This is a genomic window from Streptomyces sp. NPDC031225 (genome assembly GCF_055570355.1).
In genome coordinates this window covers 1-22,953 of sequence record NZ_JBVIHJ010000025.1, presented here as the reverse complement: position 1 = coordinate 22,953, position 22,953 = coordinate 1, and the positions used below count along the sequence as shown (strand labels likewise).

Genomic DNA, 22,953 nt, shown 5'->3' with positions numbered 1-22,953 from the left:
ATGAAGCTGATGCGGGCCAACCCCGCCCTCGCGGCCGTCGAGTTCGACGTCTGCCGCCGGGAGGAGTGCCGGTTCGCGCCCCGCGACGGACTCGTGGTCGTCGACTCCGACGGCGACCTGCACGTCCACCCCGACCGGCTGGCCGAGCCCGCCGCCTGGGCCTGGGCGCTCGCCCACGCCGTCCTCCACCTGGGCTTCGGACATGTCCCGGCGGTGAAGGGCGAACGCGTCCAGCCCGACCGCTTCGACCTCGCCGCCCGCTGTCTGGTCGTCAACCGCTTCCTGCTCGGCTTCCCCGTCGGCAGGGCCCCCGAGCACCTGCCCGCCTCCTACCCCGACGGCGACGAGGAGCAACTCGCCGCCCGCTGGCGGCGCGACGGCATCCCGCCCGTCCACGAACACTGCGGTACGGCCGGCGGCGAACCGGACCAGCTGCTGCTGAGCTGGGTCAGCTGGTCCCAACCCCCCGACTGGCAGCTGGCGTTCGCCACCGCACTGACCCGGACCGTGTCCGCGGCGATGGACATGGCGGGCGGCCGACGGGACTCCCTCGACGGCGAGGCGCCGCAGCGGCGTCCCTGGCAGAAGGCCCTGAGCTGGTTCGTCTCCTCCTACCCGCTGCTCGGGGGCATCGCGGCCGGCATCAAGGTGGTCGCCGACGCCGAACTCGCCCGCGCCCACGGCATCGCGATCGCCGCCGTCAACGCCGAGGCCGCGGAGATCTACATCAACCCGCTGCGCCGCTTCGACGACGAGGAATGGCGGTTCATCCTCGCCCACGAGATGCTGCACGCCGCCCTGCGCCACGGCGACCGCTGCGGCACCCGCGACCCCTACCTCTTCAACATCGCCTGCGACTACGTCATCAACGGCTGGCTGAACGAGATGCAGATCGGCCTCATGCCCGAGGGCCTGCTGTACGACCCCGAGCTCGCCGGACTCTCCTCCGAGGAGGTGTACGACCGTATCGCCGGCGACCTGCGCCGGGGGCGCCGCCTGGCCACCCTGCGCGGCAAGGGTGTCGGCGACATCCTCGGCGGCCCGCTCGGCTCGCCCCGCGACTACGTCGACCTCGACGAGTTCTACCGCAGGGGCCTCGCCCAGGGCCTCGACCTGCACCGGCAGCAGGAGCGCGGCTTCCTGCCCGGCGGCCTGGTCGAGGAGATCCGCGCGCTCAGCCATCCGCCCCTGCCCTGGGACGCCCGACTGGCCCGCTGGTTCGACGAGTTCGTGCCCAGCCCGCAGCCCGTCAGGACCTACGCCCGTCCCTCGCGCCGTCAGTCCTCCACCCCCGGCATCCCGCGCGCGGGCCGGTACTTCCCGCCCGAGGAGATCGCCCGCTGCACGTTCGGCGTGGTCCTGGACACCTCCGGCTCGATGAACCGCACCCTGCTGGGCAAGGCACTCGGCGCGATCGCCTCGTACGCCGGGGCCCGGGACGTACCGGCCGCCCGGGTCGTGTTCTGCGACGCGGCCCCGCACGACGCCGGCTATCTGCCCGTCACCGAGATCGCCGAGCGGGTCCGGGTGCACGGCCGCGGCGGCACCGTCCTGCAGCCCGGCATCGACCTGCTGCACCGCGCCGACGACTTCCCCGCGAGCGCGCCCGTACTGGTGATCACCGACGGCTGGTGCGACGTGCTGAGGGTGCGACGCGAGCACGCCTATCTGATCCCGCAGGGCGCCAGGCTGCCGTTCACCGCACGCGGGCCGGTCTTCAGGGTCAGCTGAGCCGTAGTGTGATCGGATGGATCCCGTAACCCCCGTCAGCGGGACCACAGGAAAGGACTGATCGTGGCCACCACGCGCTCCGCACACACCGTCTGGGAAGGCAACCTCCTCGAGGGGAGCGGTGTCGTCAACTTCGACTCCTCCGGTGCCATCGAGGCACAGCCGGTCACCTGGGCCTCGCGTTCCCAGGACGCCAACGGCAAGACCAGCCCCGAGGAGCTGATCGCCGCCGCGCACTCCAGCTGCTTCTCCATGGCGCTCTCGCACGCCCTGAACGGCGCCGGCACCCCGCCCACCAAGCTCGTCACGTCGGCCGACGTCTCCTTCCAGCCGGGTGAGGGCATCACCGGCATCCACCTCACCGTCGAGGGCACCGTGCCGGGCCTGGACGAGGAGGGCTTCGCCGCCGCCGCGGACGACGCCAAGGCCAACTGCCCGGTCAGCCAGGCCCTGAAGTCCGTACCGATCACCCTGGACGCGAAGCTCGCCTGAGGCGGCCCGTCCCGGACGGTGCGCAGCTCCCTTGCGAAGGGGGCTGCGCACCGCCGGTCCCGGGTGTGAAGTCGTCGGTGTGGGAGGCAACACGATGAGTGCGGGAACATCCAGCGGTACGGCGGTACTCGACACCGGCACCCGCGAACTCACCCGTGTCCTGGTGCTGTTCAGCCTCACCGGCAGCCTGGAGGCGGACCGCCCCTCGCTGGGCAGCCTCGTGGACCGGTTCGACTTCGGCCGCTTCGCCCTGCACCTCACATCCAGCGAGGCGGTGCTGCCGGTACCGGTGCTGGTCGAGACGGTGCGGCCCGGGGAACTGCGGTTGCCGCACGGCTACCGGGGTCTGGAACCGGCGTCGGTCGAGATCGCCGTCCTCGCCACCCCGCGCGGCGACATCACCCTCGCCCTGGACTGCGAATTCGCCGGACCGACCCCGGCCGCCGCCCTCGCCGAGTGGCTCGCGGCCACCTGCTTCGACCGGGACCGGATCATGCTCGGGGACCGTCCGCTGCTCACCGCGCTCGGGCTGCGGCCCGTCCCGTCCGACCCCCTCGCCTTCGGCCAGAACGTGCACCAACTCGTCTTCCCGGGCGGTGAGTTGCGCGACGACCTGCTGAACTCCGACGCCGTGCAGCGCTCCCTCATGCTGAACGAGATCCTGCACCGCGGCCGGACGGCCACGACCGAACCGCCCCATCTGCGCGACCACGGCAGCACGCTCTCCGCGCACGACCGCGGGGTCTCCGTGCACGCCGGGTGGGCCGAACACGTGGAGAACGGTCTGATTCTGGTGGCCGTCGGCATGATCTCCGCGCTGGCCGTCCTGCAGCGCACCCGGCTGGCCGCCTTCGAGACGATGCGGGCGAACGAACAGGCGTCCACCAGCTCGCCGTACGAGATCCGGTCGCTGATCTCACAGCTGTCCACCGGGGTCAACGAACTCCAGCTCGACCTGGCCTTCGGCGTGGAGGCGTACGTGGACGGCCTGCTGATCCCGGAGACGGTCATGGAGGCCTTCCAGTCCTCCCTGCGCGACGCGCTCGGCATCCGGGACAGCCTGGCCAACTCGGCCCGCATGGTGCAGCGGCTCACCTCGGTGATCAGCGCCCGCTCGGCGGCCCTGGACGCCGAACTCTCCGAGCGCGACGACCGCAGGGACCGCACGGTGTCCGTGCTGGTCGCGATCGCCACCCTGATCGCCCTGCCGCCGACCCTGCTGCTGGCGTTCTTCGGCGTCAACGCCACGACCGTGAACGACCACCGCTCCATCTTCGACCCGCGGTACCTCCCGGCGTACCTCCTGGCCTGGGTTCCCTTCCTCGTGCTCGCCGCGATCGGCTACGTCCGGATCATCCGGACCGGCAGACGCTCCGGGCCCCTGCTGACCCCGCCCGCGCCGATCCCCGCCCAGCGCCCACCGGCCGGAAGCTGACCTCCGCAGGAGGGACCGTGCCCCGCCGTATGCGCCCACCGGTGGACGGCGTGTGTGGGAAACCGCACGAGGAGCGCCCGTGGGGGTACTCGTCCCCCTGAGCGGGGCCACTCGCACCATTGACAAGAGCGCACTCAAGTTTTGTGCTGGAGTGCGGGAAGGCTCCCTGGCGGACCCGCCTTGCGGAAGGGGACAGTGATGGGACGTGCGGTCGGGATAGATCTGGGGACCACGAACTCGGTGGTGGCCGTGCTGGAGGGCGGTGAGGCCACCGTCGTAGCCAACGCGGAGGGGGCCAGGACCACACCGTCGGTCGTGGCCTTCGCCAAGAACGGCGAGGTGCTGGTGGGCGAGGTCGCCAAGCGGCAGGCCGTGACGAACGTCGAGCGCACCGCGCGCTCCGTGAAGCGGTACATGGGCGACGGGACCTGGCGCTTCCCGGACCAGGGCGACATCGACGGCACCCGCTACCGGGCGCAGGAACTGTCCGCGCGGGTCCTGCAGAAGCTGAAGCGGGACGCCGAGTCATACCTCGGCGAGGACGTCACCGACGCCGTGATCACCGTCCCCGCCTACTTCGACGACTCCCAGCGGCAGGCCACCAAGGAGGCCGGGGAGATCGCGGGCCTGAAGGTGCTGCGGATCATCAACGAGCCCACGGCGGCGGCGCTGGCGTACGGCCTGGACCGGGGCGAGGAGCAGACCGTTCTGGTCTTCGACCTCGGCGGTGGCACCTTCGACGTGTCACTGCTGGAGATCGGCGACGGGGTCATCGAGGTCAAGGCGACCAACGGCGACACGCATCTGGGCGGCGACGACTGGGACCAGCGGGTCGTCGAGCACCTCGTGAAGACGTTCCAGGGGCAGTACGGCATCGACCTCGGCAAGGACAAGATGGCGCTGCAGCGGCTGCGCGAGGGGGCCGAGAAGGCGAAGATCGAGCTGTCGTCGTCCTCGGAGACCACGATCAACCTGCCCTACATCACCGCCTCCGCCGAGGGGCCCCTGCATCTCGACGAGAAGCTGACCCGCGCGCAGTTCCAGGAACTCACCGCCGACCTCCTCGACCGCTGCAAGACCCCCTTCCACCAGGCGGTCAAGGACGCCGGCATCAAGCTCGCCGCGATCGACCACGTGATCCTCGTCGGCGGCTCGACGCGGATGCCCGCGGTCACGGATCTCGTCAAGGACCTCACCGGCAAGGACCCGCACAAGGGGGTCAACCCGGACGAGGTCGTGGCGGTCGGCGCGGCACTCCAGGCGGGCGTCATCCGCGGCGACGTGAAGGACGTACTCCTCCTCGACGTCACCCCGCTGTCCCTGGGCATCGAGACCAAGGGCGGCATCATGACCAAGCTCATCGAGCGCAACACCACGATTCCCACCCGCCGTTCGGAGATCTTCACGACCGCCACCGACAACCAGCCCTCCGTCGGCATCCAGGTCTACCAGGGCGAACGGGAGATCGCCGCGTACAACAAGAAGCTCGGCGTCTTCGACCTCACGGGCCTGCCGCCCGCGCCCCGGGGCGTGCCGCAGATCGAGGTCGCCTTCGACATCGACGCGAACGGGATCATGCACGTCTCGGCGAAGGACCTCGCGACCGGGCGCGAGCAGAAGATGACGGTGACGGGCGGCTCGGCGCTCCCGAAGGACGACATCGACCGCATGATGCGCGAGGCCGAGCAGTACGCCGAGGAGGACCGCGACCGCCGTGAGGCCGCCGAGACCCGCAACCAGGCCGAGCAACTCGTCTACCAGACCGAGAAGTTCGTCCGCGAGAACGCCGACAAGGTCCCGGCCGACACGAAGACGGAGGTCGAGTCGGCGGTGACGGACCTGAAGCGGCTCCTGGAGGAGAACGCCGAGACGAGCACCCTGCGCGACGGCGTCGAGAAGCTCGCCTCCGTCAGCCAGAAGATGGGCCAGGCGATGTACGCCCAGGCGCAGCAGTCGCCGCCGGACAGCGAACAGGCCTCACCCCCGCAGGAGGAGGAGGGCGTGGTCGACGCGGAGATCGTGGACGACGAGCGGGACCACAAGGGCGGGGCGGCCTGAGACCCGGCCACGCCACCCCCGGTCAGGGGCGGACCCCGGCCGGCAGCGTGGCGCACACCGCGTCCAGGACGGATGCGTACGGTGTGCCCAGGTCGCCGAGCCGGGAGCCCAGGTGCCGCAGACCGTAACGGTGCTCGGTGAGCGGGCCGACGTCCCCGGTGCGGGCCGTGAACTCCAGTACCGAGGGCAGGAAGTCCGGCAGCTCCACACCGGCGAACTCCAGCCCGGCAGCCTGGTAGACCTCCTTGAACCGTGCGGGTGACATCCCGTGCCGCCACCGGCTGAGATACAGGCCGCACCCGTTCTCGGCGTCGAAGACCCGGACGTAGTGCGCCGCCAGGTCCGGCGCGGGTGTCACCGCCGCGTGGTCGACGAACTCCCGCAGCTGCGGGGCCGCTTCGCGCAGCAACGGCAGCCGGGCGCGGAAGCCGTCGTCGGGATACGTCAGACAGAGCGCCGCCGCCTGGTACAGCACCGCATCCGAGGGCATCCGGACCTCCTGAGCGTCGTCGGTTCTCTGCCGTCCGCACAGCTGTCGGCGATATCCGGGTTCCGGTCACCTGCGCTCCCTCGGGCTTGCCCGCGGCTCCTTCGAACCTAGGGCGGGGCGGGGGAGCGCACCCGTTCACGGCACCCGTACGGGTCAGGCCTTGCGGGCGACCCCCGCGTACACCGGCACGATGCCCTCCGCCTGGACCGCCACGTCCTCCGGTTCGGGCCGCCACCCGGAGGCCGGGATCACACCGGGGCCCAGCAGCTCAAGACCCTCGAAGAAACGCCGGAACCCGTCCAGCGGACGGGGGTGGAAGGGCAGGCCGCTTCGGTGGAAGTGGGCGGCCGCCTTCTCGACGTCCGCCGGGCTGAGGTCGGCGGTGACCTGGGACAGGATCAGGTAGCTGCCGGGGGCGAGCGCGTCGACGTACTTCGCCACCAGACCGTGCACGTCGTCCCCGTCGGGATCGTCGTCGAGGTAGTGCGTCAGTGCCACCAGCGACAGCGCGACCGGCTCGGCGAGGTCCAGCGACTCGGCCGCCCTGGCCAGCAGGGTGTCGATGTCGCGGACGTCGCACTGGACGTAGGAGGTGCTGCCCTCGGGGGTGCCGCCCAGCAGTGCCTCCGCGTGCCGGAGCACGATCGGGTCGTTGTCCGCGTACACCACGCGCGCGTGCGGGGCGACGCCCTGGGCGACCTGGTGCAGGTTGGGTTCGGTGGGGATGCCCGTGCCGATGTCCAGGAACTGGCGTATCCCGGCCTCGGCCGCGGTGCGCACGGCCCTCGTCATGAAACGGCGGTTGGCGCGCGCCCCGCGCAGCACGGTGCCGTCCACTTCGAGGATCCTGCGGGCCAGGGCCTCGTCCACCGGGTAGTTGTCCTTGCCGCCCAGCCACCAGTCGTACACCCGCGCCGGATGCGGGCGGCTGGTGTCGATTGAGGGCACGTCGGATCCGGTCATGCGCTGTCTGCTCCCCTGTGCGGTCGTGGTGCCGTTGTGTTGCCTGCTCAGAAGTCCTCGCGGCGCTCCCGCAGCAGCTTCTTCGTGCGCTCGGCCGACGCGGCCCGCGCCGACATGTGGTCCAGGACCTCCAGGTGCGTGGCGACCTCCTGGCGGGAGTCCAGATACAGCGCACCGGTCAGGTACTCGGTGAACACCATGTCGGGCAGCTCCGGCTCGGCGAAGCGGAACAGCGAGAAGGGCGCGTACGTCCCCGGGTGCGGGCCGTCCTCGAACTCGCAGACCTGGAGCGTCACCCGGTCGCGCTCGGCGAACTCCAGGAGCTTGTCCAGCTGTTCGCGCATCACCTCGGCGCGGATGCTCACCGGGCGGCGCAGCACCGTCTCGTCCATGATCGCCCACAGGTGGGGCGGATTCGGGCGCTCCAGCAGCCGCTGCCGTTCGATACGCAGCGACACGTGCCGCTCCAGCGACTCCGGACCCGACTGCCCGATCGTCCCGGCCTCCATGACGGCCCGCGCGTAGCCCTCGGTCTGGAGCAGACCGGGCACGAAGTGCGGTTCGTAGGAGCGGATGATGCGGGCCGCGCCCTCCAGGCTCACGTACAGGCTGAACCATTCGGGCAGCACGTCGTGGAACCGCTGCCACCAGCCCGGCTTGTTCGCCTCCTCGGCGAGCTGCACGAAGCCCTCGGTCTGGTCCGTGGGGACGCCGTACGTCTCCAGGAGCACCTGGACGTACGGGATCTTCAGGGCGACCTCGGCCATCTCCATCCGCCGCACGGTCGCGGGGGCCACCCGCAGTACCAGCGCGGCCTCCTCGCGTTTGAGGCCCGCCGCTTCCCGCAGTTCCTGGAGCCGTCTGCCGAGGACCACCTGACCCACGGTCGGCGCAGGCCGCCGCTCACTCACGCCACGCCTCCCCTACGCGTCGAAGTTCGCGTGCAGTGTGTCATGTTCCGGTGCCGGTCTCACCGGTCCCGGACGCTTCGTTCCTTACCTTCGGCGTAATCGACGGGGGAACGGGTGGGCGGGATGCTGAGGACAGGGACCCCGGGCCGGCGCACTCCGGCCCGGGGTCCGCCGTTCGGGTACGCCGTCCTGAGGGATCGTCAGGACAGCAGTGTGTGCAGGTACTTGGCCGTTGCCGGGTCGGCCGGGAGGAACGTCTCGATGGCCAGCTCGGCGACGGTCACGTCCATCGGCGTGTTGAAGGTGGACGTGGACGAGATGAACGACAGGGTCCTGCCCTCGTGCTCGATGCGCATCGGCAGCGCGAAGTACGGGACGGGCTCGCTGTCCTCGGGGCCGTCGCCCTCGGGTTCCGGCATCGGGTACGCCGCCACCTCCTCGTACAGCTCGCGCAGCGACGCGGAGCGGCTCAGGGCGAGCTGCCGGCGCATCTGGTCCAGCAGATGCCCGCGCCACTCCCGCAGGTTGAGGATGCGCGGGGCGAGACCCCGCGGGTGCAGGGTGAGCCGCATCGTGTTCAGCGGGGGCCGGAGCAGGGACTCGGGGATGCCGTCGAGGAGCATCATGATGCCCCGGTTCGCGGCCACCACGTCGTACGAGGCGTCGAACACCAGGGCGGGGTAGGGCTCGTAGCCCTGGATGAGCCGCTCGATGCCCTCCCGTACGGCGTCCAGCGCCGGGTCGTCCAGGGGTGTCCTGGAGAACCGCGGGGCGTAACCGGCCGCCAGCAGCAGGTCGTTGCGCTCCCGCACGGGCACGTCCAGGTGTTCCGCGAGCCGCAGCACCATCTCCTCGCTCGGCCGGGAGCGCCCCGTCTCGACGAAGCTGATGTGCCGCGCCGAGGAGTCCGCCCGCAGCGCCAACTCCAGCTGGCTGAGCCGCCGTTGCTCACGCCAGGAGCGCAGGAGGGGGCCGATGCCGAGGGCCTGGCCGGAGGAGGTGGTGGCGGGGTCGGCCTTGCCTGCCGGGAGCATGGTCATACGTACGACCGTAGTCGGGGTGCTGCCCGGCGCGCACGGTGGCAACCGCTCCCGCTCCCCCCGCCGAGTGCGGCCCCGGGGGTGCTGCCACCGGCCGCATGCCGCCGCGCCCGCCGACGCCCCCTGCCGAAGGTGTCCGCGAGCGGCCGTCGGGAACCCTTGTGACCAGGGCCGCTGCGGCACGGCTGTGGCACGCTGGACACACACTCAGGCCCCCCGGAAGGAGCAGGTCATGCCCGTCGAACCCCTGTCGCAGAAGGAGATCGAGGACCGGCTCGCGGAACTGCCGGGCTGGTCCCTCGACGGCGGCCGCCTCACCCGCTCGTACCGGCTCGGCACGCACTTCGCCGCGACCGCGATGGTCGTGCACATCGCCCAGGTCCAGGAGGAGCTCGACCACCACTCCGACCTCACCCTCGGCTACAACACGGTCGGCCTGTCCGTGCACACGCACAGCGCGGGCGGCGCCGTCACCGAGAAGGACTTCGAGCTCGCGCAGCGCGTGGAGGCGCTCGCCCCCGGCCACGGAGCCCAGTGAGCCCGTGCTCGACTACGACAAGGAGGCCCAGGCCTACGACGCCACCCGCGGCGGTGAGCCCAGGGCCGCCGCGGCCGCGGCCGCCGTGCTCGGCCTGGTCCCCGCGCAGACCAGGCGGCTCCTGGACGTGGCCTGCGGCACCGGGATCGTCACCCGCAGGCTCGCCGAGGCACGGCCCACGACCCGGGTGACGGGCGCCGACCTGACGTACGGCATGGCAAGGGTGGCCGCCGGCCGGCTGCCCGGCGCCGTCGTGCTCGCCGACAGCCGCGCGCTGCCCTTCCCCGACGGGGCGTTCGACGCCGTGACCAGCGTGTGGCTGCTGCACCTCTTCGACGAACCCGAGGACGTCCGGGCTGTCGTCGCCGAGTGCGCCCGGGTCCTGAGGCCCGGCGGGGTGTACGTCACCACCGTCGACAAGGCCGCCGCCCATGACGTCGGCAGCGACATCGACGCCGTCCTCGCCCCGCGCCCGCGCCGCCCGGCCCCCGACGCGGCGCCGCTCGTGGAGTCGTACGCCGCGGCCCACCTGCTGCACCCGGCGGGGCAGGCCCGTTTCCCGGGCCGCGGTCAGGGCCGCAGTCCCCGGCGTACGGCCGCCGACCTGCGGCGCGGCTGGTTCACCCTGCTGCCGCCCGGCGACCCCCGCACCGAACGGTTCGCCGCCCGCCTGGAGGAGCTTCCGGACCAGGAACTCCCGCGCGCCGACCCGGTGTTCGGTGTCAGGGCGTTCCGCAGGGCCGGCTGAACTCCATCGTCCAGTTGGTCACCCAGGTCTCCCCGCCGTCGACGGAGAACGCCTGCTCCCAGTGGGCCCCGGCCGCGGACATGTCCGCCCGCACGAACCGCACCCGCACGTCCCTCCCGTCGTAAGTGTCGTCGCCGTGGAACTCGCCGCGGCCGCCCTCGAACCGTCCGGTCACCGGCGGGAACAGCCTCCCGCTGCGGCTCGCCGCCCAGTTCAGCGACCACTGTCCGGTCTCCCGGTCGAAGAGTCGCGACGTCACGCCCTTCGCTTCGAGGTGCGGCATGTCGATCTCGTCGACGTTCGCGGCGCCGTCGAACAGGGGCCGGCAGCGGTGCGTGGCCGGGAACTCCTCCCATGCGCTGTCGGGGTCGAGGAAGTCGGTGCGGCGGCGGTTCACGGCCTTCCAGTCGCCGTGGAAGAAGTCGAAGTCGTGGGGGCTGCTCATGAGCGGTCTCCAGTGGTTCCCTCGGGCAGGGAATCGGCCAGGTAGCCGGCCAGGTCCGGGACTTCGGGCGCCAGCATGTGCCGTACCCAGGCGTCCCGTTCGTGCAGGATCGGCGGGAGCTCCCAGACGCAGCCGATCCAGGGCAGGTCCGGCTTGACGAAGTGCGTGGGGTCGAGGTCCGGGCATCCGAGCGTCGGCTGCCCGGCGGATGCGCCCCGGAAGTGGAGCACGTTGTCCCACACCCAGCTGTAGACGTTGAGGTAGGCGCCGGTGTCCCCGCCCCGGTGCAGGACGACGAAGGTCGCGGGCGGAGTCCCGTCCGGCTCCGGCAGCAGCTCCGGGAGGATCTCGTAGGCCGCCTTCTCGACGTCGGGCGCGATGCCGGCCGGGTCGGAGGTGACGTGGTAGCGCTTGATCCGCCGCCCGGCGACCGACAGGGGCGGTGGCACGGTCAGCAGCTTCTCGGTGAAGGCCATGGCAGGACGGTAGGACCGCTTCACTGACACCATGCGGCAGTGAAGTCCGGCCGACTCGTCTCGATCCTCCTGCTGGTCGTCGGCAACACCGCCGTCGGACCACCTCACGGGGACGCCCTGAACGCCCTATCCGCGCAATCGGTCGAACCGGAACGGCCGTAGTACTTGTGGGCGGTTGCCGGTGCGGATGTATTGGGCGAGTTGGTGGCCGGTGGCCGGGCCGAGGGTGACGCCGAGCATGCCGTGTCCGGTCGCCGCATAGGCGTTGTCGTGGCCGGGGACGCGGTCGATGACGGGGAGTCCGTCGGGGAGGAAGGGGCGCCCGCCCACCCAAGGGTCCCGGATCAGGGTGACCAGGTCGTCGGGGTCGTCGAACCAGTTGCCGAGGTAGTGCCTGCTGGCGAGGGCGACCGCGGTGATCCGGCGCCAGTCGAGCCGGTTGTTGTTGCCGCTGAGTTCCATCGTGCCGCCGATGCGTGTGGTGGCGCCGATGGGTGAGGCGACGGCCCGGCGCTCGCCGAAGTAGAGGGTGTGGCGGGGTGCCGGGTCGAGGTCGACCGAGAAGCTGTAGCCCTTGCCCGCCTGGAGCGGCAGCGGTCGGCCGAGGAGGTCGAGCAGGGCCGGGGAGCGCATGCCGGCGGCGATGACGACGGCGTCACAGGGGATCTCGCCCTGGCCGGTGCGCAGCGCCGTCACCCGCCCCGCGGCCGTGCGGAACCCGGTGACCGGCGTGTGCTCGTGGACCTTCACCCCGGCCGCGGTCAGCGCCTGGCCGAGTCCGCGGGCGAATGCCTCCGGATCGACCAGGCCCTCGCCCTCGACGAGATACGCGGCCCGCACCCCGGGCGCGAGGGCGTCGTCCAGCAGGCGCGCCCTGTCGCCGGTGGTCACGTCGTCGGGCAGCCGGTAGCGGCCGTCGGCCATCTCCCGCTGGACGGCGAGGTGATGGCGGGCTTCGGTCGCCGACAGGAAGGCGTGCACCATGCCGGGACGGGTCAGCGTCGTCTCCACGCCCGCCGCGCTCAGCTCGTCGAACAGGTCGAAGGTGTCGCGGTTCAGCTCGGCGATCGCCGCGTACCCGCGCCGAAATGTGGCCGGTGTGCTGCTGCGCCAGAACCGCCACAGCCAGCGGACGAACGCCGGGTCCGGCAGGGGCCGCAGATACAGCGGCGAGTCGGGGCGGTTCAGCGAACGCAGCGCGTAGCGCACCACGCCCGGTGCCGGGACGGGGGTGGAGTGGCTGAGGCAGACCCAGCCCGCGTTGCCCCGCGAGGCGCCGGAGCCCAGGTCCCCGCGCTCCACCACTTCGACCTGCAGCCCGGCGGCCGCCAGGTAGTACGCCGTGCACAGCCCGACCACACCGCCGCCGACCACCACGACGGGCCCGTTCACGCCCCGCTCCCGGAGGCGGCGAGGAAGGCGCGGGTCCGGGCGTGGGAGGGATGGTCCAGAACGTCCCCGGGAGCGCCCTCCTCCACGATCCGGCCACCGTCGACGAAGACGAGATGGTCGGACACCTCGCGGGCGAACGGCAGTTCATGGGTGACCAGCAGCATCGTCATGCCCTCGGCGGCCAGCTCCCGCATCACGCTCAGCACCTCGCGGGTGGCCTCCGGGTCCAGGGAGGAGGTCGGTTCGTCGAACAGCAGGACCTCCGGTTTGAGCGCCAGCGCGCGGGCGATGGCGACCCGCTGCTGCTCGCCGCCGGACAGTTGCTCGGGCTGGGCCAGCGCCCGGTGGGCCACCCCGACCCTGCGCAGCAGCGTCACGGCCCGCTCCAGCGCCTCCGGCTCCGGGATCCCCGCCTTGCGCTGGGCGAGGACGACGTTCTCCACGGCCGTCAGATGCGGGAAGAGGTTGAACCTCTGGAAGACCATGCCGACCGTGCGCCGCAGGCGCGGCAGATCGCGGCACACGGTCCGGCCCTGGCTGTGCACCACCTCGCCGGCCACCTCGACCGTGCCGGCGTCGGGTTTCTCCAGCAGGTTGACGCAGCGCATCAGGGTCGTCTTGCCGCCGCCGCTCTGCCCGATGACGCTGACGATCCGGCCCCGGCCGACCGTCAGGTGCACATCGTCGAGGACGAGCCTGCCGTCGAAGGACTTGCTCAGCCGTTCGATCCGTATGACCTCCTCGGCGGTGGCAGTTCGTTCAGCGGTCTTGTGGGTGGTGACGGGCTCGGTCATACGGCCGCCTCCTTTCGTCCGGCGGTGGCGTTCAGGTCGGATGCGAGCAGCGCGCGGGCCGCCCTTACCCGGCGCCGTCGCCACGGGGACAGCGGGATGCCGGCGCGCACCTTGCGCTCGAGGAGCAGGAGGAGTTGGGAGAGGGGGTAGCACAGGGCGAAGTAGAGGGCGGAGATGACCAGGTAGACCTCCAGTGCCCTGAACGTCGCCGAGGTGATCAGCCGTCCCTCCGACATCAGTTCCGCGGCCGACACGGTCACCAGCAGGGACGTCGACTTCAGCAGGTCGACCAGCATGGTGTTGGTGCCGGGCAGGGCCTGGCGGACGGCTTGGGGCAGGACGATGTGGAGGAAGATGCCCGCCCTGCCGATGCCGAGCGCCTCGCCGGCCTCTGTCTGCCCGTCGTGCACTCCGCTGATCGCGGCGCGGAAGATCTCCGAGAGGTAGGCGGCGTAGAACACGATCAGGGACAGGCATCCCGCGCTGAACACGTCCAGCCGGATGCCGGTGGAGGCCAGGCCGAAGTAGGTCAGGAAGATGATGGCCAGCAGCGGGACGTTCTTGAAGACCTCGGTGTAGAGGGCGGCCACGGTCCGCAGCGGCCATGCCCTGCTGAGCCTCAGCAGTGCCACGGCCAGGCCGAGGAACACGGCGCCGGCGAAACTGACCACGGTGTAGGAGACCGTACGGCCGAGCGCGTCGAGGAGGTCGCCGCGGTAGTCGGACCAGGGCACCTGGAAAAGACCGGACATGTCAGCCCCTCACTGTCCGATGGTCGGCGGGTTCCAGCCGGCCGGCCGGTCCACTCCGCGTCGCGCGGTGGCGACGTCCGCGGCCGGCTTCAGGAACTGCTCCGGGTCGCCGCCGTACTTCTTCACGAGCTCGGTCATCTCGCCGTTGGTGTACATGGCGTCGATCTCCCGGGAGATGGCCTGTTCCAGCTTGGTGGCCTTCTTGGGCAGGTAGAAGCCGGTCTGGTACTGCTGGAAGTACGCGTAGGCGGGCTGCTGCTTCACCTCGGCGGCGGTCGGTGGGGTCAGATACCCGGTTGCGATCTTCAGGTCGGGGCGCTGCTTCTGCGCCGCGATGATGATCAGCGGGTCGAGGAAGCCGACGTCGACACGGCCCGCGCCGAGGTCGTCGAAGACACCGTTGGCGTCGGGGTAGGCGTGCAGCTTCGCCTTCGGCACCGCCTGGATCGACTTGACCCACACATAGCCCTCGACCGTGCCCAGGTTCAGGCCCTTGAGGTCATCGACCGTCTTGTACGTCTTTCCGTCGCGGACGGCCATCGCGGGCGGCGAGTAGTACGGCGGGTCGGTGAATAGTCCCTGTTTCTGCCGGTCGGCGGACCAGGCGACGCCGCCGACCGTGATGTCGACACGGCGCGACTGCACGCCCGCGAGCATGCCGGCGAAGTCGGTGACCTGCGGTTTGATCTCCAGTCCCAGCTTCTTGGCGACATGCGCGAGGATGTCGCCGTCCAGGCCGACGATCTTGCCGCCCTGGAGCGAGGTGTAGGGAGCGTAGGGCTCGATGGCCACCTTCAGGACACCGGGCGTGAGCGTGCCCAGCGCGGCGGTCTGCGCCGACACGTTGGTGGGAGCTTCGTCGCCGGATCCGCAGGCGGCCGTCAGGGACATCAGGAGCGTCGCCGCCAGGGCGACGACGAGGGAGCGAAGGCGGAACATGGGCTGAGCCCTTCCGTCGCGGGGCGGGGTGGGATTGAGGCCAAACGTTAGGGATCACCCCGCCCTGCGTCACTGTTCACTTCGTACGAATGTCTGGCCGAAATCACGCGCCGCCCTGTACGGTCCGTCCATCCCAGCAACGCCCTCGGACGGGAGGACGAGCCGTGCTGAGCCCCTCGCTCGCCCAGGAGATCGCCGGGGACACCTCCGCCGTGATCGGTTACAACGTGCTCATCACCGATGCCGAGGGCGTGGTCATCGGCAGCGGCGACCGCAGCCGCGTGGGCACCTTCCACGAAGCGTCCGTCGAGGTCATGCGTACCAAGGAGGCCGCCACTCACAACGCCTCCCAGGCCCAGCTGCTGCGCGGGGTGCGGCCCGGCGTCACCCTGCCGCTCGTCGCCGGCGGACAGGCGGTCGGGACCGTCGGCATCACCGGCACGCCCGCGCAGGTGCGACGCTTCGGACTGCTCGTCAAACGCCAGACCGAGATCCTCCTGAGGGAATCGGTCATGCTCCGCTCGCGGCTGCTCGCCGAGCGCGCCGTCGAGAAGCTCCTGGCCGACCTTGCCTCCTACGACCCCGAGGTCATCGAGGCCGACAGCCTCGCCTTCCGGGCCGCCGACCTCGGTTTCGACCTGCGCCTGCGCAGGATCGCGGTGGCCTTCGAGGTGACCGCGCCGCCCCGCGCCCCGCGCCGGGACATCGGTCTGGTCCGCTCCGAGATCCTGCGCACGGTCCGTGAGGTCTTCGCCGACCCGCAGGACATCGTCGCCGCGACCGCCCCCGGCCGGGTCGGCGTCCTGCACCGGCTCGGTCCCCGGCGGCCGGTGGACTCCGTCCCCCTCGACTGCCGCCGGGTCATCGACGCGATCGCCGCCCAGGACGGTCTCGCCGCCCGCGCGGGCATCGGCGAGCCGGCCGCCACCGTCGACGCCCTGCACCACTCCTACCAGGACGCCTGCGAGGCACTCCGCCTCGGCACACGTCGCCCCGACGGCCCGCTCGTCCACCCCATCAGAGACCTACGGGTCCACCAGCTCCTCACGGCCCTCGGCCAGCCCGCCCGCACCCGCCTCGTGGACTCCACCACCGCCCAACTGCGCACCCAGCCGGACTGGCCCACCCTGCGCGACACGATCACCGCCTGGTGCGAGAGCGGCTACAACCTGGTCCGTACCGCGGCCGCCCTGCACATCCACCGCAACACGGTCGTCTACCGCATGAACAAGATCGAACAGCTCACCGGCCGCCCCCTGCGCGACCACCACACCACCCTCGCCCTCTACCTCGCCTGCCTCACCGACCTCCTGGCGGTTCCCGCAGATCGTTGACCAGGTTGGGCGCCGGGCCGGTAAGGGCCGGGCCAAGGGTGAGGCGGGGTTGCAGCACCGTGCACGTCCACCCCGCCCGCAGCACCCTCGTGCGCAGGTGTACGGATGAGGAGATCGCGCCGGAGTTTCTCCACCGGGCGTTTCTTCGCGCGGCCCGGCCAGGTCTCGGCGGGTGAAGTGCACCCGTCAACCCGTGATCGACATGACGCCGGACGCTTGGCCTCTCTGCCCCGGCCAAGGCGTCTGCATCGGGCGGTGTCGGACTGCCAGGGGGAGTCGTCCGAAGACTCGGCGAACTTTTGCGCCCACGGGTGAAGCACGATCACCCACTGCCAAGAGGCGTGGTCTGCCCATCCCCTCTGCGCGGGGACCGTCAACGAGCGGCGACGCCGAGGGCCTGGGCCGGCGGCCGTCTGTGATGACGGTAGGACCGCTTCACTGACACCATGTGGCAGTGAAGTCCAGCCGCCTCGTCTCGATCCTCCTGCTGCTCCAGACCCGGGGCCGAATGACGGCCGCCCAGCTCGCCGAGGAGCTGGAGGTCTCGGTCCGCACGGTCTACCGGGACGTCGATGCACTGAGTACGGCCGGTGTCCCGCTGTACGGCGACGCGGGCCACGCGGGCGGCTACCGCCTGCTCGCCGGCTACCGCACCCGTCTGACCGGCCTCACCGCGAACGAGGCCGAGGCGCTCTTCCTGGCCGGAGCCCCGGGGGCCGCCGCCGAGCTGGGTCTGGGCTCGGTCCTCGCCGCCGCCCAGCTGAAGGTGCGGGCCGCGTTGCCGGCCGAACTGCGGGCCCACGCGGACCGGATCAGCGGACGCTTCCACCTCGATGCGCCCGGGTGGTACGCACAGGCCGAGGAGGCGCCGTTCCTGCCGCAGGTGGCGGCTGCGGTGTGGAACAGCCGGGTGCTTCGGCTGGTATACCGCCGCTGGGCCGAACCGACCGACGTGGAGCGGCGGTTGGAGCCGTACGGGATGGTGTTGAAGGCGGGTCGCTGGTATGTCGTCGCGGGACCGGGGCCGCGCACCTACCGGGTGGACCAGATCCTCGAACTCTCCTTGTGGACGAGGAGTTCGTCCGTCCGGAGGGTTTCGATCTGAGCGCTTACTGGACGGCGTATCAGCGGGACTTCCACGATCGGCTGTACCGGGCCGAGGCGCTCGTGCGGCTCGCGCCCGGCGTGCGGCTGCCGAGGGCGGTTTCGGAGCGTACGGATTCCTGCGGCTGGACCGTCACCCGCGTCCCCATCGAGTCCATCGAGCACGCTCATGGCGAATTCCTGCGCCTGGGCACGGACATCGAGGTGCTGGAACCGGCCGAGCTGCGCGAACGCATGGCCCGAACGGTCGCCGAACTGGCCGAAAGGTACGGCAACTCGCCTTCCCCGTGCGGCGACTGAGTGGGCGGAACCCGTCCGTCCTCTCGCTTCGGAGGTTCACCCCGTGCAGCACCCGCACCCGCACCGCAGACGCCGAGTCCTGCTCTCGGCGACGACCGCCGCCGTGGCCCTCGTGGCCGCAGGGCTCACCGCACTGTCGCCCGGTACCGCACAGGCCGCCACCGCCCGCCAGGTCGAGAAGCTCGACCGCGGAGTCGTCAGCGTCCACACCGACAGCGGCAACCTGGTCAGCTGGCGCTGGCTCGGCACCGACCCGAACGACATCTCGTTCAACGTCTACCGCGCCGGTACGAAGGTCAACTCGGCCCCGATCACCGGCTCCACGAACTACTTCCACTCCGGCGCGCCCGCCCAGGCCGACTACACGGTCCGCGCGATCGTCGGCGGCGTGGAGCAGACCGACTCGGTCCACGCGGTCCAACTCCGCACCGGATACAAGGACGTTCCGATCAGCCCGCCCGCCGGAGGGACGACCCCGGACGGAGTGGCGTACACCTACGAGGCGAACGACGCCTCCGTCGCCGACCTCGACGGGGACGGGGCGCTGGACTTCGTCCTGAAGTGGCAGCCGACCAACGCCAAGGACAACTCCCAGTCCGGGTACACCGGCAACACGATCCTCGACGGCGTCAAACTCGACGGCACCCGGCTGTGGCGGATCGACCTGGGCCGCAACATCCGTTCCGGAGCGCACTACACGCAGTTCCAGGCGTACGACTACGACGGCGACGGCAAGGCCGAGATCGCCGTGAAGACGGCGGACGGCACGGTCGACGGCACGGGCGCGGTGATCGGCAGTTCGTCGGCGGACCACCGCAACTCCAGCGGTTACGTCCTCTCCGGCCCCGAGTACCTGACCATGTTCAACGGCCAGACCGGCAAGGCGATGCAGACCGTGGACTACGTACCGGCGCGCGGCACGGTGTCGTCGTGGGGCGACTCCTACGGCAACCGCGTCGACCGCTTCCTCGCGGGGACGGCGTACCTCGACGGAGCCCGACCGTCGCTCGTCATGGCCCGCGGCTACTACACCCGCACGGTGATCGCGGCCTGGGACTGGCGAGGCGGCGCCTTCACCCGCCGCTGGACCTTCGACTCCAGCTCCTCCACCAACAGTGGCAAGGGCTATGACGGTCAGGGCTCGCACAGTCTGTCCGTCGGGGACGTCGACAACGACGGCAAGGACGAGATCGTCTACGGCGCGATGGCCGTCGACGACAACGGCAACGGGCTGTGGACCACGAAGACGGGCCACGGCGACGCCCAGCACCTCGGCGACCTCGACCCCTCGCACGCGGGCCTGGAGTACTTCAAGGTCTCGGAGTCGACGTCCCAGCCGGCGGAGCTGTACATCAACCCGGCGAACGGAACCGTCAATTGGAGTCTTGCCGGGTGCTGCGACAACGGCCGCGGAGTCGCCGGTGACATCTGGGCCGGCAACGACGGGGCCGAGGTCTGGTCCGCCTCGGACTCCTCGATCCGCGACGAGGGCGGCGCCACCAAGGGCCGCGAGCCGTCCTCCGTCAACTTCCTGTCCTGGTGGGACGGCGACACGGTCCGCGAACTCCTCGACGGCACCCACATCGACAAGTACGGCACCTCCGCCGACACCCGTCTGCTGACGGGCTCCGGCGTCCACTCCAACAACAGCACCAAGGCGACACCGTCGCTGTCCGGCGACATCCTGGGCGACTGGCGCGAGGAGGTCGTCTGGCCGACGTCCGACAACACGGCCCTGCGGATCTACTCCACCCCGTACGAGACGACCACGAAGATCACGACCCTCCTCCACGACACGATGTACCGCACCGCCCTGGCCTGGCAGAACACCGCCTACAACCAGCCCCCGCACCCGAGCTTCTTCCTCGGCAACGGAATGGCGACGGCACCGAGGCCGACGGTGTACACGCCGTGAACGACGGTGGGTGCGTGCCCCCTCGGGACACGCACCCACCGTGCGGACGGGCCGTCAGGCGACCGTGCAGCTCTGGTCGCCCAGCTTGAAGGCCGTCGGTTTGCCGTTCGTGCCCGACCAGTTGCCCGTGAAGCCGAAGCTCACGGACGCGCCCGCCGCCACGTTGGCGTTCCAGCCGACGTTCTTGGCCGTGGCCGTCGAACCCGACTGGGTGGCCTCGGCGTTCCAGGCCTGGGAGATCGTCTGGCCGCCCGGGAAGGACCAGCCGAGGTACCAGCCGGACCAGGCGCTCGTACCCGTGTTGCTCAGCTGGACGTCCGCCTGGAAGCCGCCCGACCACTGGTTGGTGATCTTGTACGTCACCGTGCAGGCACCCGTCGGCGTCGGGTCGGTCGGATCCGTGGGACCGGTGCCGCCGCCCGTGTCGGAGGTGTCGCCGTAGATCACGCCCCGGCCGTTCGTCGAGACGTACACGCGGCCGTACACCCGTGGGTCACCGGTGATGGCCGCGCCGGTCCAACCCCACTGGTGGGCATCGTCGTTGATGCGGGTCCAGGTCGCGCCCTTGTCGGTCGAGCGGAAGACACCACGGACGCCGCCGATCTTCGCGCTGGTGAACAGGGTCTGGTACGACGCCCCTGCCGCCGCCTTGCCGAAGCCGATCGCGTCGGCCTGGTCGACGCCCGAGAGCTTCGTCCAGCTCGCGCCGCCGTCCGTCGAGTGCCACAGACCGTACGCCCCGTCGGTGGACCCGCCCGCCAGCCACACATCGCCCTTCTGGCCGGGCAGCGCCTTGAAGCGCACGCTGTCACCGGCCGGGAGGTTGCCGGCGGTGGACGCCGTGAAGGTGGCCCCGCCGTCCGTACTCACGTAGAACTTCCCGGACTTGAAGCCGTAGAAGGTCCGCGGGTCGACCCGGTCGGACTCGACGATCGCGCCCGCCGGGATCCCGCTCGACGCCGACCAGGACGTGCCGAAGCCCGTCGTGTACTGCACACCCGTGCCGTCGGGGCTCCACACGAACCGGCTGCCGTCCGACGCCGCGGCCACCGTTCCGCCGGCGCTCACGCCCGAAGGGTCGGTGCCCGCGAACCAGTTGGCCCCGTTGTCCGTCGAGAACGCGATGTGCGGACCCGAGTCCAGATTGCCCGTCCGTACGACCGTGTTGGGGTTCGTCTCGGCGAAGTCCAGGCTGGTGGTCGTCGTGAAGTTCGGGGACGTGAACATCATCGACGGGACCTTGGTCAGGTCGGTGTGCCGGAAGCCGCCGATGTCGCCGAGCGCGCTCAGCAGCGGGGCGCCGGAGGGCGGGGAGGCCAGGTCGTTGACGGCCGTCTCCTCCAGGCCCTGCACCATGGGCTTGATGGTGAACTGGCTGCCCGAGTCCCAGTTCGTCAGGTTCTCGGTGCCGTAGAGCGTCGCTCCCGTCCCGTACATCATGCGGTTCGAGTTGAACGGGTCTATCTCCAGCGACTCCGTCATCCACCCGAGTTTCGGAGCCTGTTCGGGCGGCGACGGGTTCGCGCCCCAGGTCAGCCAGGGAGAGGACGAGACGTCCATCGTGTAGCGGTTCGCACGGGTGGGGTACGACGAGTAGTCCCACGCCTTCGTCCAGGTCGCCCCGCTGTCGGTGGACCGGAAGATCTGGGTGTCGGGCCACCAGGAGCTGTACGCCGTCGCCATCACCGTGCCGGGCTTCTGCCGGTCCACCGTCAGGCCGCTGAAACCGTAGTAGGTGTCCGCCTCCGCGACCGGGCTGATGTTCGTCCAGGCGCCCGTCGCCGTCGCGTACCGCCACACCTGACCCTTGCCGCCGTCGTACGGGCCGCCCTTGTCGCTGTAAGAGAGGTACAGATAGCCGCCCGCCGCGTCCAGGACGCCCTTGTGGGCGAGGTATCCCGTCGGCTGGCCGGCGAGCCGGCTCCAGGTCGCGCCGCCGTCCGTCGACCGGTATACGGAATTCTGGAGGTCGGCGACCCCGACGTAGATGGCCTGCGTCGCGGTGCCGGAGGTGCCCGTCCTCTCGTCGAAGGTGACCCAGACGATGCCCTGGTTGTCACTGGCGTAGCCGCTGGTGTCGCTCGGATCCTGCTGGTAGTTGCCGACGTTGGGGAAGCCCGTCACCTGCGACCAGCTGACGCCCGAGTCCGTCGACCGCCACAGTCCCTTGCCGCTCGGCGCGCCCAGATAGAGCACGCTGTTCCTGTTCGGGTCGACCGCCAGCCGCTCTCCCATGCCCCGCCCCGGCATGTTGCCGCCGAGCTTGAACGGCAGGACGGTCTTCTGCCAGCTTGCGCCCCGGTTCGAGGAGCGCATGACCGCGCCGTTCTTCGGGTCCCAGCCGTTGGTGTACGTCCCGACGGCCGCGTAGACCTTGTTCGGGTCCACGGAGTCGGAGGCCAGGCTGACGACACCCGTGTGCCCCCAGTCGTCCCAGCCGACCGAGTCGAGCAGTGGCGTCCAGGTCTTCGACGACTCCTGCCAGCGGTAGGCCCCGCCGATGTCCGTGCGGGCGTAGGCCAGGTTCTTCTCCTTGCGGTTGAAGACGATCCCGGGGACGAAACCACCGCCGTCGATCCGGGCGTTCTTCCAGGTGTACGTGTCGGCGGCGAGCGGCACCTTCGCGGTGTTGCCGGCCGCCAGCGCGGTCGGGGCACCGGCGAGCAGCCCGGCCGCGAGCGCGAGAACGGCCGTGAGAATGCGGGTTCTTCGCACGGGGGGTCCTTTCCGGAAAGGGGAAGGGTGGGGGAGGGCAAGCGCTTTCCGTCAGGTGCGAGAGGTGCCGGGCGACCCCCAGTGCGGGAGGGGGCCGCCCGGCCGGTCGGCCCCGTCGTCAGGTGACGGGGCCTCGTGCGCGGAGCCTTCAAGCGGTTCCGTCGGAGTGGGCGGTACGGGGTGCGCCCCTTCAGGGGCGCGGGGAACTGCGCGACCAGCCACATCGGACCCGCAGTCGAACGACCACCCAACCCGCGGAGCGCTCGGCGGGGGCTATTCCAGAAGCTCCGCGTACGAGCCCATGGCCAGGGCGATGTCCGCCTGGGCCCAGAACCGGTGATACGTGAACGACGGCACCGCGCCGCCGGCCAGATAGGCCTG

Annotated in this window: 20 protein-coding genes and 1 pseudogene; 9 read left to right on the top strand and 12 right to left on the bottom strand. The window is 70.9% G+C overall.

Annotation, left to right across the window (positions count from 1 at the left end):
• From ACZ48Z_RS34295 to dnaK, 4 genes are all read left to right on the top strand, one after another.
• Entirely contained in the window at window positions 1-1,731 is a 1,731-nt protein-coding gene (locus ACZ48Z_RS34295; RefSeq protein ID WP_468739924.1) for a vWA domain-containing protein, read from the top strand.
• Window positions 1,732-1,794: 63 nt separating this feature from the next.
• On the top strand, window positions 1,795-2,223 hold the full coding sequence (locus tag ACZ48Z_RS34290) for an OsmC family peroxiredoxin (RefSeq protein ID WP_356106123.1): 429 nt from the start codon (window positions 1,795-1,797) through the stop codon (window positions 2,221-2,223).
• Between the two features lie 94 nt (window positions 2,224-2,317).
• Window positions 2,318-3,658, top strand: coding sequence for a hypothetical protein (locus ACZ48Z_RS34285; RefSeq protein WP_468739805.1), 1,341 nt, complete (start codon window positions 2,318-2,320; stop codon window positions 3,656-3,658).
• 198 nt (window positions 3,659-3,856) lie between these two features.
• Window positions 3,857-5,716, top strand: coding sequence for a molecular chaperone DnaK (gene dnaK, locus ACZ48Z_RS34280; RefSeq protein ID WP_468739804.1), 1,860 nt, complete (start codon window positions 3,857-3,859; stop codon window positions 5,714-5,716).
• Window positions 5,717-5,738: 22 nt separating this feature from the next.
• Here the strand turns inward: dnaK and ACZ48Z_RS34275 are convergent, their stop codons facing one another.
• The 4 genes from ACZ48Z_RS34275 to ACZ48Z_RS34260 form a co-directional block, all read right to left on the bottom strand.
• On the bottom strand, window positions 5,739-6,206 hold the full coding sequence (locus ACZ48Z_RS34275) for a nitrate reductase molybdenum cofactor assembly chaperone (protein WP_468739803.1): 468 nt from the start codon (window positions 6,204-6,206) through the stop codon (window positions 5,739-5,741).
• 153 nt (window positions 6,207-6,359) lie between these two features.
• Entirely contained in the window at window positions 6,360-7,169 is an 810-nt protein-coding gene (locus tag ACZ48Z_RS34270) for an SAM-dependent methyltransferase (protein WP_468739802.1), read from the bottom strand.
• Between the two features lie 47 nt (window positions 7,170-7,216).
• On the bottom strand, window positions 7,217-8,080 hold the full coding sequence (locus ACZ48Z_RS34265; RefSeq protein ID WP_468739801.1) for a helix-turn-helix domain-containing protein: 864 nt from the start codon (window positions 8,078-8,080) through the stop codon (window positions 7,217-7,219).
• Between the two features lie 200 nt (window positions 8,081-8,280).
• Window positions 8,281-9,120, bottom strand: coding sequence for a helix-turn-helix domain-containing protein (locus ACZ48Z_RS34260; RefSeq protein ID WP_468739800.1), 840 nt, complete (start codon window positions 9,118-9,120; stop codon window positions 8,281-8,283).
• A 232-nt stretch (window positions 9,121-9,352) separates the two neighbouring features.
• Here ACZ48Z_RS34260 and ACZ48Z_RS34255 point away from each other — a divergent pair, with 232 nt between their 5' ends.
• Complete coding sequence (locus tag ACZ48Z_RS34255) at window positions 9,353-9,658, top strand: 4a-hydroxytetrahydrobiopterin dehydratase (protein WP_468739799.1); 306 nt, start codon at window positions 9,353-9,355, stop codon at window positions 9,656-9,658.
• A gap of 4 nt (window positions 9,659-9,662) precedes the next feature.
• Window positions 9,663-10,406 (top strand): class I SAM-dependent methyltransferase, encoded by a 744-nt coding sequence (locus ACZ48Z_RS34250; protein ID WP_468739798.1) that lies wholly within the window; start codon window positions 9,663-9,665, stop codon window positions 10,404-10,406.
• Here the strand turns inward: ACZ48Z_RS34250 and ACZ48Z_RS34245 are convergent.
• The 6 genes from ACZ48Z_RS34245 to ACZ48Z_RS34220 form a co-directional block, all read right to left on the bottom strand.
• On the bottom strand, window positions 10,381-10,851 hold the full coding sequence (locus ACZ48Z_RS34245; RefSeq protein WP_468739797.1) for a hypothetical protein: 471 nt from the start codon (window positions 10,849-10,851) through the stop codon (window positions 10,381-10,383). The genes ACZ48Z_RS34250 and ACZ48Z_RS34245 overlap by 26 nt on opposite strands.
• On the bottom strand, window positions 10,848-11,327 hold the full coding sequence (locus ACZ48Z_RS34240; protein ID WP_468739796.1) for a hypothetical protein: 480 nt from the start codon (window positions 11,325-11,327) through the stop codon (window positions 10,848-10,850). Before ACZ48Z_RS34240 ends, ACZ48Z_RS34245 begins: the two co-directional genes overlap by 4 nt.
• 126 nt (window positions 11,328-11,453) lie before the next feature.
• Window positions 11,454-12,719 (bottom strand): NAD(P)/FAD-dependent oxidoreductase, encoded by a 1,266-nt coding sequence (locus tag ACZ48Z_RS34235; RefSeq protein ID WP_468739795.1) that lies wholly within the window; start codon window positions 12,717-12,719, stop codon window positions 11,454-11,456.
• Window positions 12,716-13,513: an amino acid ABC transporter ATP-binding protein gene (locus ACZ48Z_RS34230; RefSeq protein WP_468739794.1), complete on the bottom strand. Its 798-nt coding sequence runs from the start codon at window positions 13,511-13,513 to the stop codon at window positions 12,716-12,718. The genes ACZ48Z_RS34235 and ACZ48Z_RS34230 overlap by 4 nt, the downstream gene beginning before the upstream one ends.
• A complete protein-coding gene (locus tag ACZ48Z_RS34225; RefSeq protein WP_468739793.1) occupies window positions 13,510-14,265 on the bottom strand; it encodes an amino acid ABC transporter permease in 756 nt (251 codons plus the stop codon). The genes ACZ48Z_RS34230 and ACZ48Z_RS34225 overlap by 4 nt, the downstream gene beginning before the upstream one ends.
• A gap of 9 nt (window positions 14,266-14,274) precedes the next feature.
• Window positions 14,275-15,204, bottom strand: coding sequence for a substrate-binding periplasmic protein (locus ACZ48Z_RS34220; protein WP_468739792.1), 930 nt, complete (start codon window positions 15,202-15,204; stop codon window positions 14,275-14,277).
• 164 nt (window positions 15,205-15,368) lie between these two features.
• On the opposite strand from ACZ48Z_RS34220, the gene ACZ48Z_RS34215 reads away from it, so the two are divergent.
• The 3 genes and pseudogenes from ACZ48Z_RS34215 to ACZ48Z_RS34205 all read left to right on the top strand — a co-directional run bounded on the left by ACZ48Z_RS34215 (window position 15,369) and on the right by ACZ48Z_RS34205 (window position 19,857).
• Window positions 15,369-16,538: a CdaR family transcriptional regulator gene (locus ACZ48Z_RS34215; RefSeq protein ID WP_468739791.1), complete on the top strand. Its 1,170-nt coding sequence runs from the start codon at window positions 15,369-15,371 to the stop codon at window positions 16,536-16,538.
• 454 nt (window positions 16,539-16,992) lie between these two features.
• Window positions 16,993-17,942, top strand: a pseudogene (locus ACZ48Z_RS34210) (helix-turn-helix transcriptional regulator).
• A gap of 43 nt (window positions 17,943-17,985) precedes the next feature.
• Complete coding sequence (locus ACZ48Z_RS34205) at window positions 17,986-19,857, top strand: rhamnogalacturonan lyase (protein ID WP_468739790.1); 1,872 nt, start codon at window positions 17,986-17,988, stop codon at window positions 19,855-19,857.
• A 54-nt stretch (window positions 19,858-19,911) separates the two neighbouring features.
• Here ACZ48Z_RS34205 and ACZ48Z_RS34200 read toward each other — a convergent pair whose 3' ends face one another.
• Together ACZ48Z_RS34200 and ACZ48Z_RS34195 are read right to left on the bottom strand one after the other, a co-directional pair.
• Window positions 19,912-22,572 (bottom strand): cellulose binding domain-containing protein, encoded by a 2,661-nt coding sequence (locus ACZ48Z_RS34200; protein ID WP_468739789.1) that lies wholly within the window; start codon window positions 22,570-22,572, stop codon window positions 19,912-19,914.
• A gap of 273 nt (window positions 22,573-22,845) precedes the next feature.
• The coding region (locus ACZ48Z_RS34195) for a glycoside hydrolase family 48 protein (RefSeq protein ID WP_389821076.1) at window positions 22,846-22,953 on the bottom strand (108 nt) is incomplete at its 5' end.

Coding starts and splice junctions, on each gene's coding strand:
- ACZ48Z_RS34295 (WP_468739924.1), top strand. CDS start 1: ATGAAGCTGATGCGGGCCAACCCCGCCCTCGCGGCCGTCGAGTTCGAC.
- ACZ48Z_RS34270 (WP_468739802.1), bottom strand. CDS start 7,169: ATGACCGGATCCGACGTGCCCTCAATCGACACCAGCCGCCCGCATCCG.
- ACZ48Z_RS34245 (WP_468739797.1), bottom strand. CDS start 10,851: ATGAGCAGCCCCCACGACTTCGACTTCTTCCACGGCGACTGGAAGGCC.
- ACZ48Z_RS34225 (WP_468739793.1), bottom strand. CDS start 14,265: ATGTCCGGTCTTTTCCAGGTGCCCTGGTCCGACTACCGCGGCGACCTC.
- dnaK (WP_468739804.1), top strand. CDS start 3,857: ATGGGACGTGCGGTCGGGATAGATCTGGGGACCACGAACTCGGTGGTG.
- ACZ48Z_RS34220 (WP_468739792.1), bottom strand. CDS start 15,204: ATGTTCCGCCTTCGCTCCCTCGTCGTCGCCCTGGCGGCGACGCTCCTG.
- ACZ48Z_RS34260 (WP_468739800.1), bottom strand. CDS start 9,120: ATGACCATGCTCCCGGCAGGCAAGGCCGACCCCGCCACCACCTCCTCC.
- ACZ48Z_RS34255 (WP_468739799.1), top strand. CDS start 9,353: ATGCCCGTCGAACCCCTGTCGCAGAAGGAGATCGAGGACCGGCTCGCG.
- ACZ48Z_RS34275 (WP_468739803.1), bottom strand. CDS start 6,206: ATGCCCTCGGATGCGGTGCTGTACCAGGCGGCGGCGCTCTGTCTGACG.
- ACZ48Z_RS34240 (WP_468739796.1), bottom strand. CDS start 11,327: ATGGCCTTCACCGAGAAGCTGCTGACCGTGCCACCGCCCCTGTCGGTC.
- ACZ48Z_RS34285 (WP_468739805.1), top strand. CDS start 2,318: ATGAGTGCGGGAACATCCAGCGGTACGGCGGTACTCGACACCGGCACC.
- ACZ48Z_RS34230 (WP_468739794.1), bottom strand. CDS start 13,513: ATGACCGAGCCCGTCACCACCCACAAGACCGCTGAACGAACTGCCACC.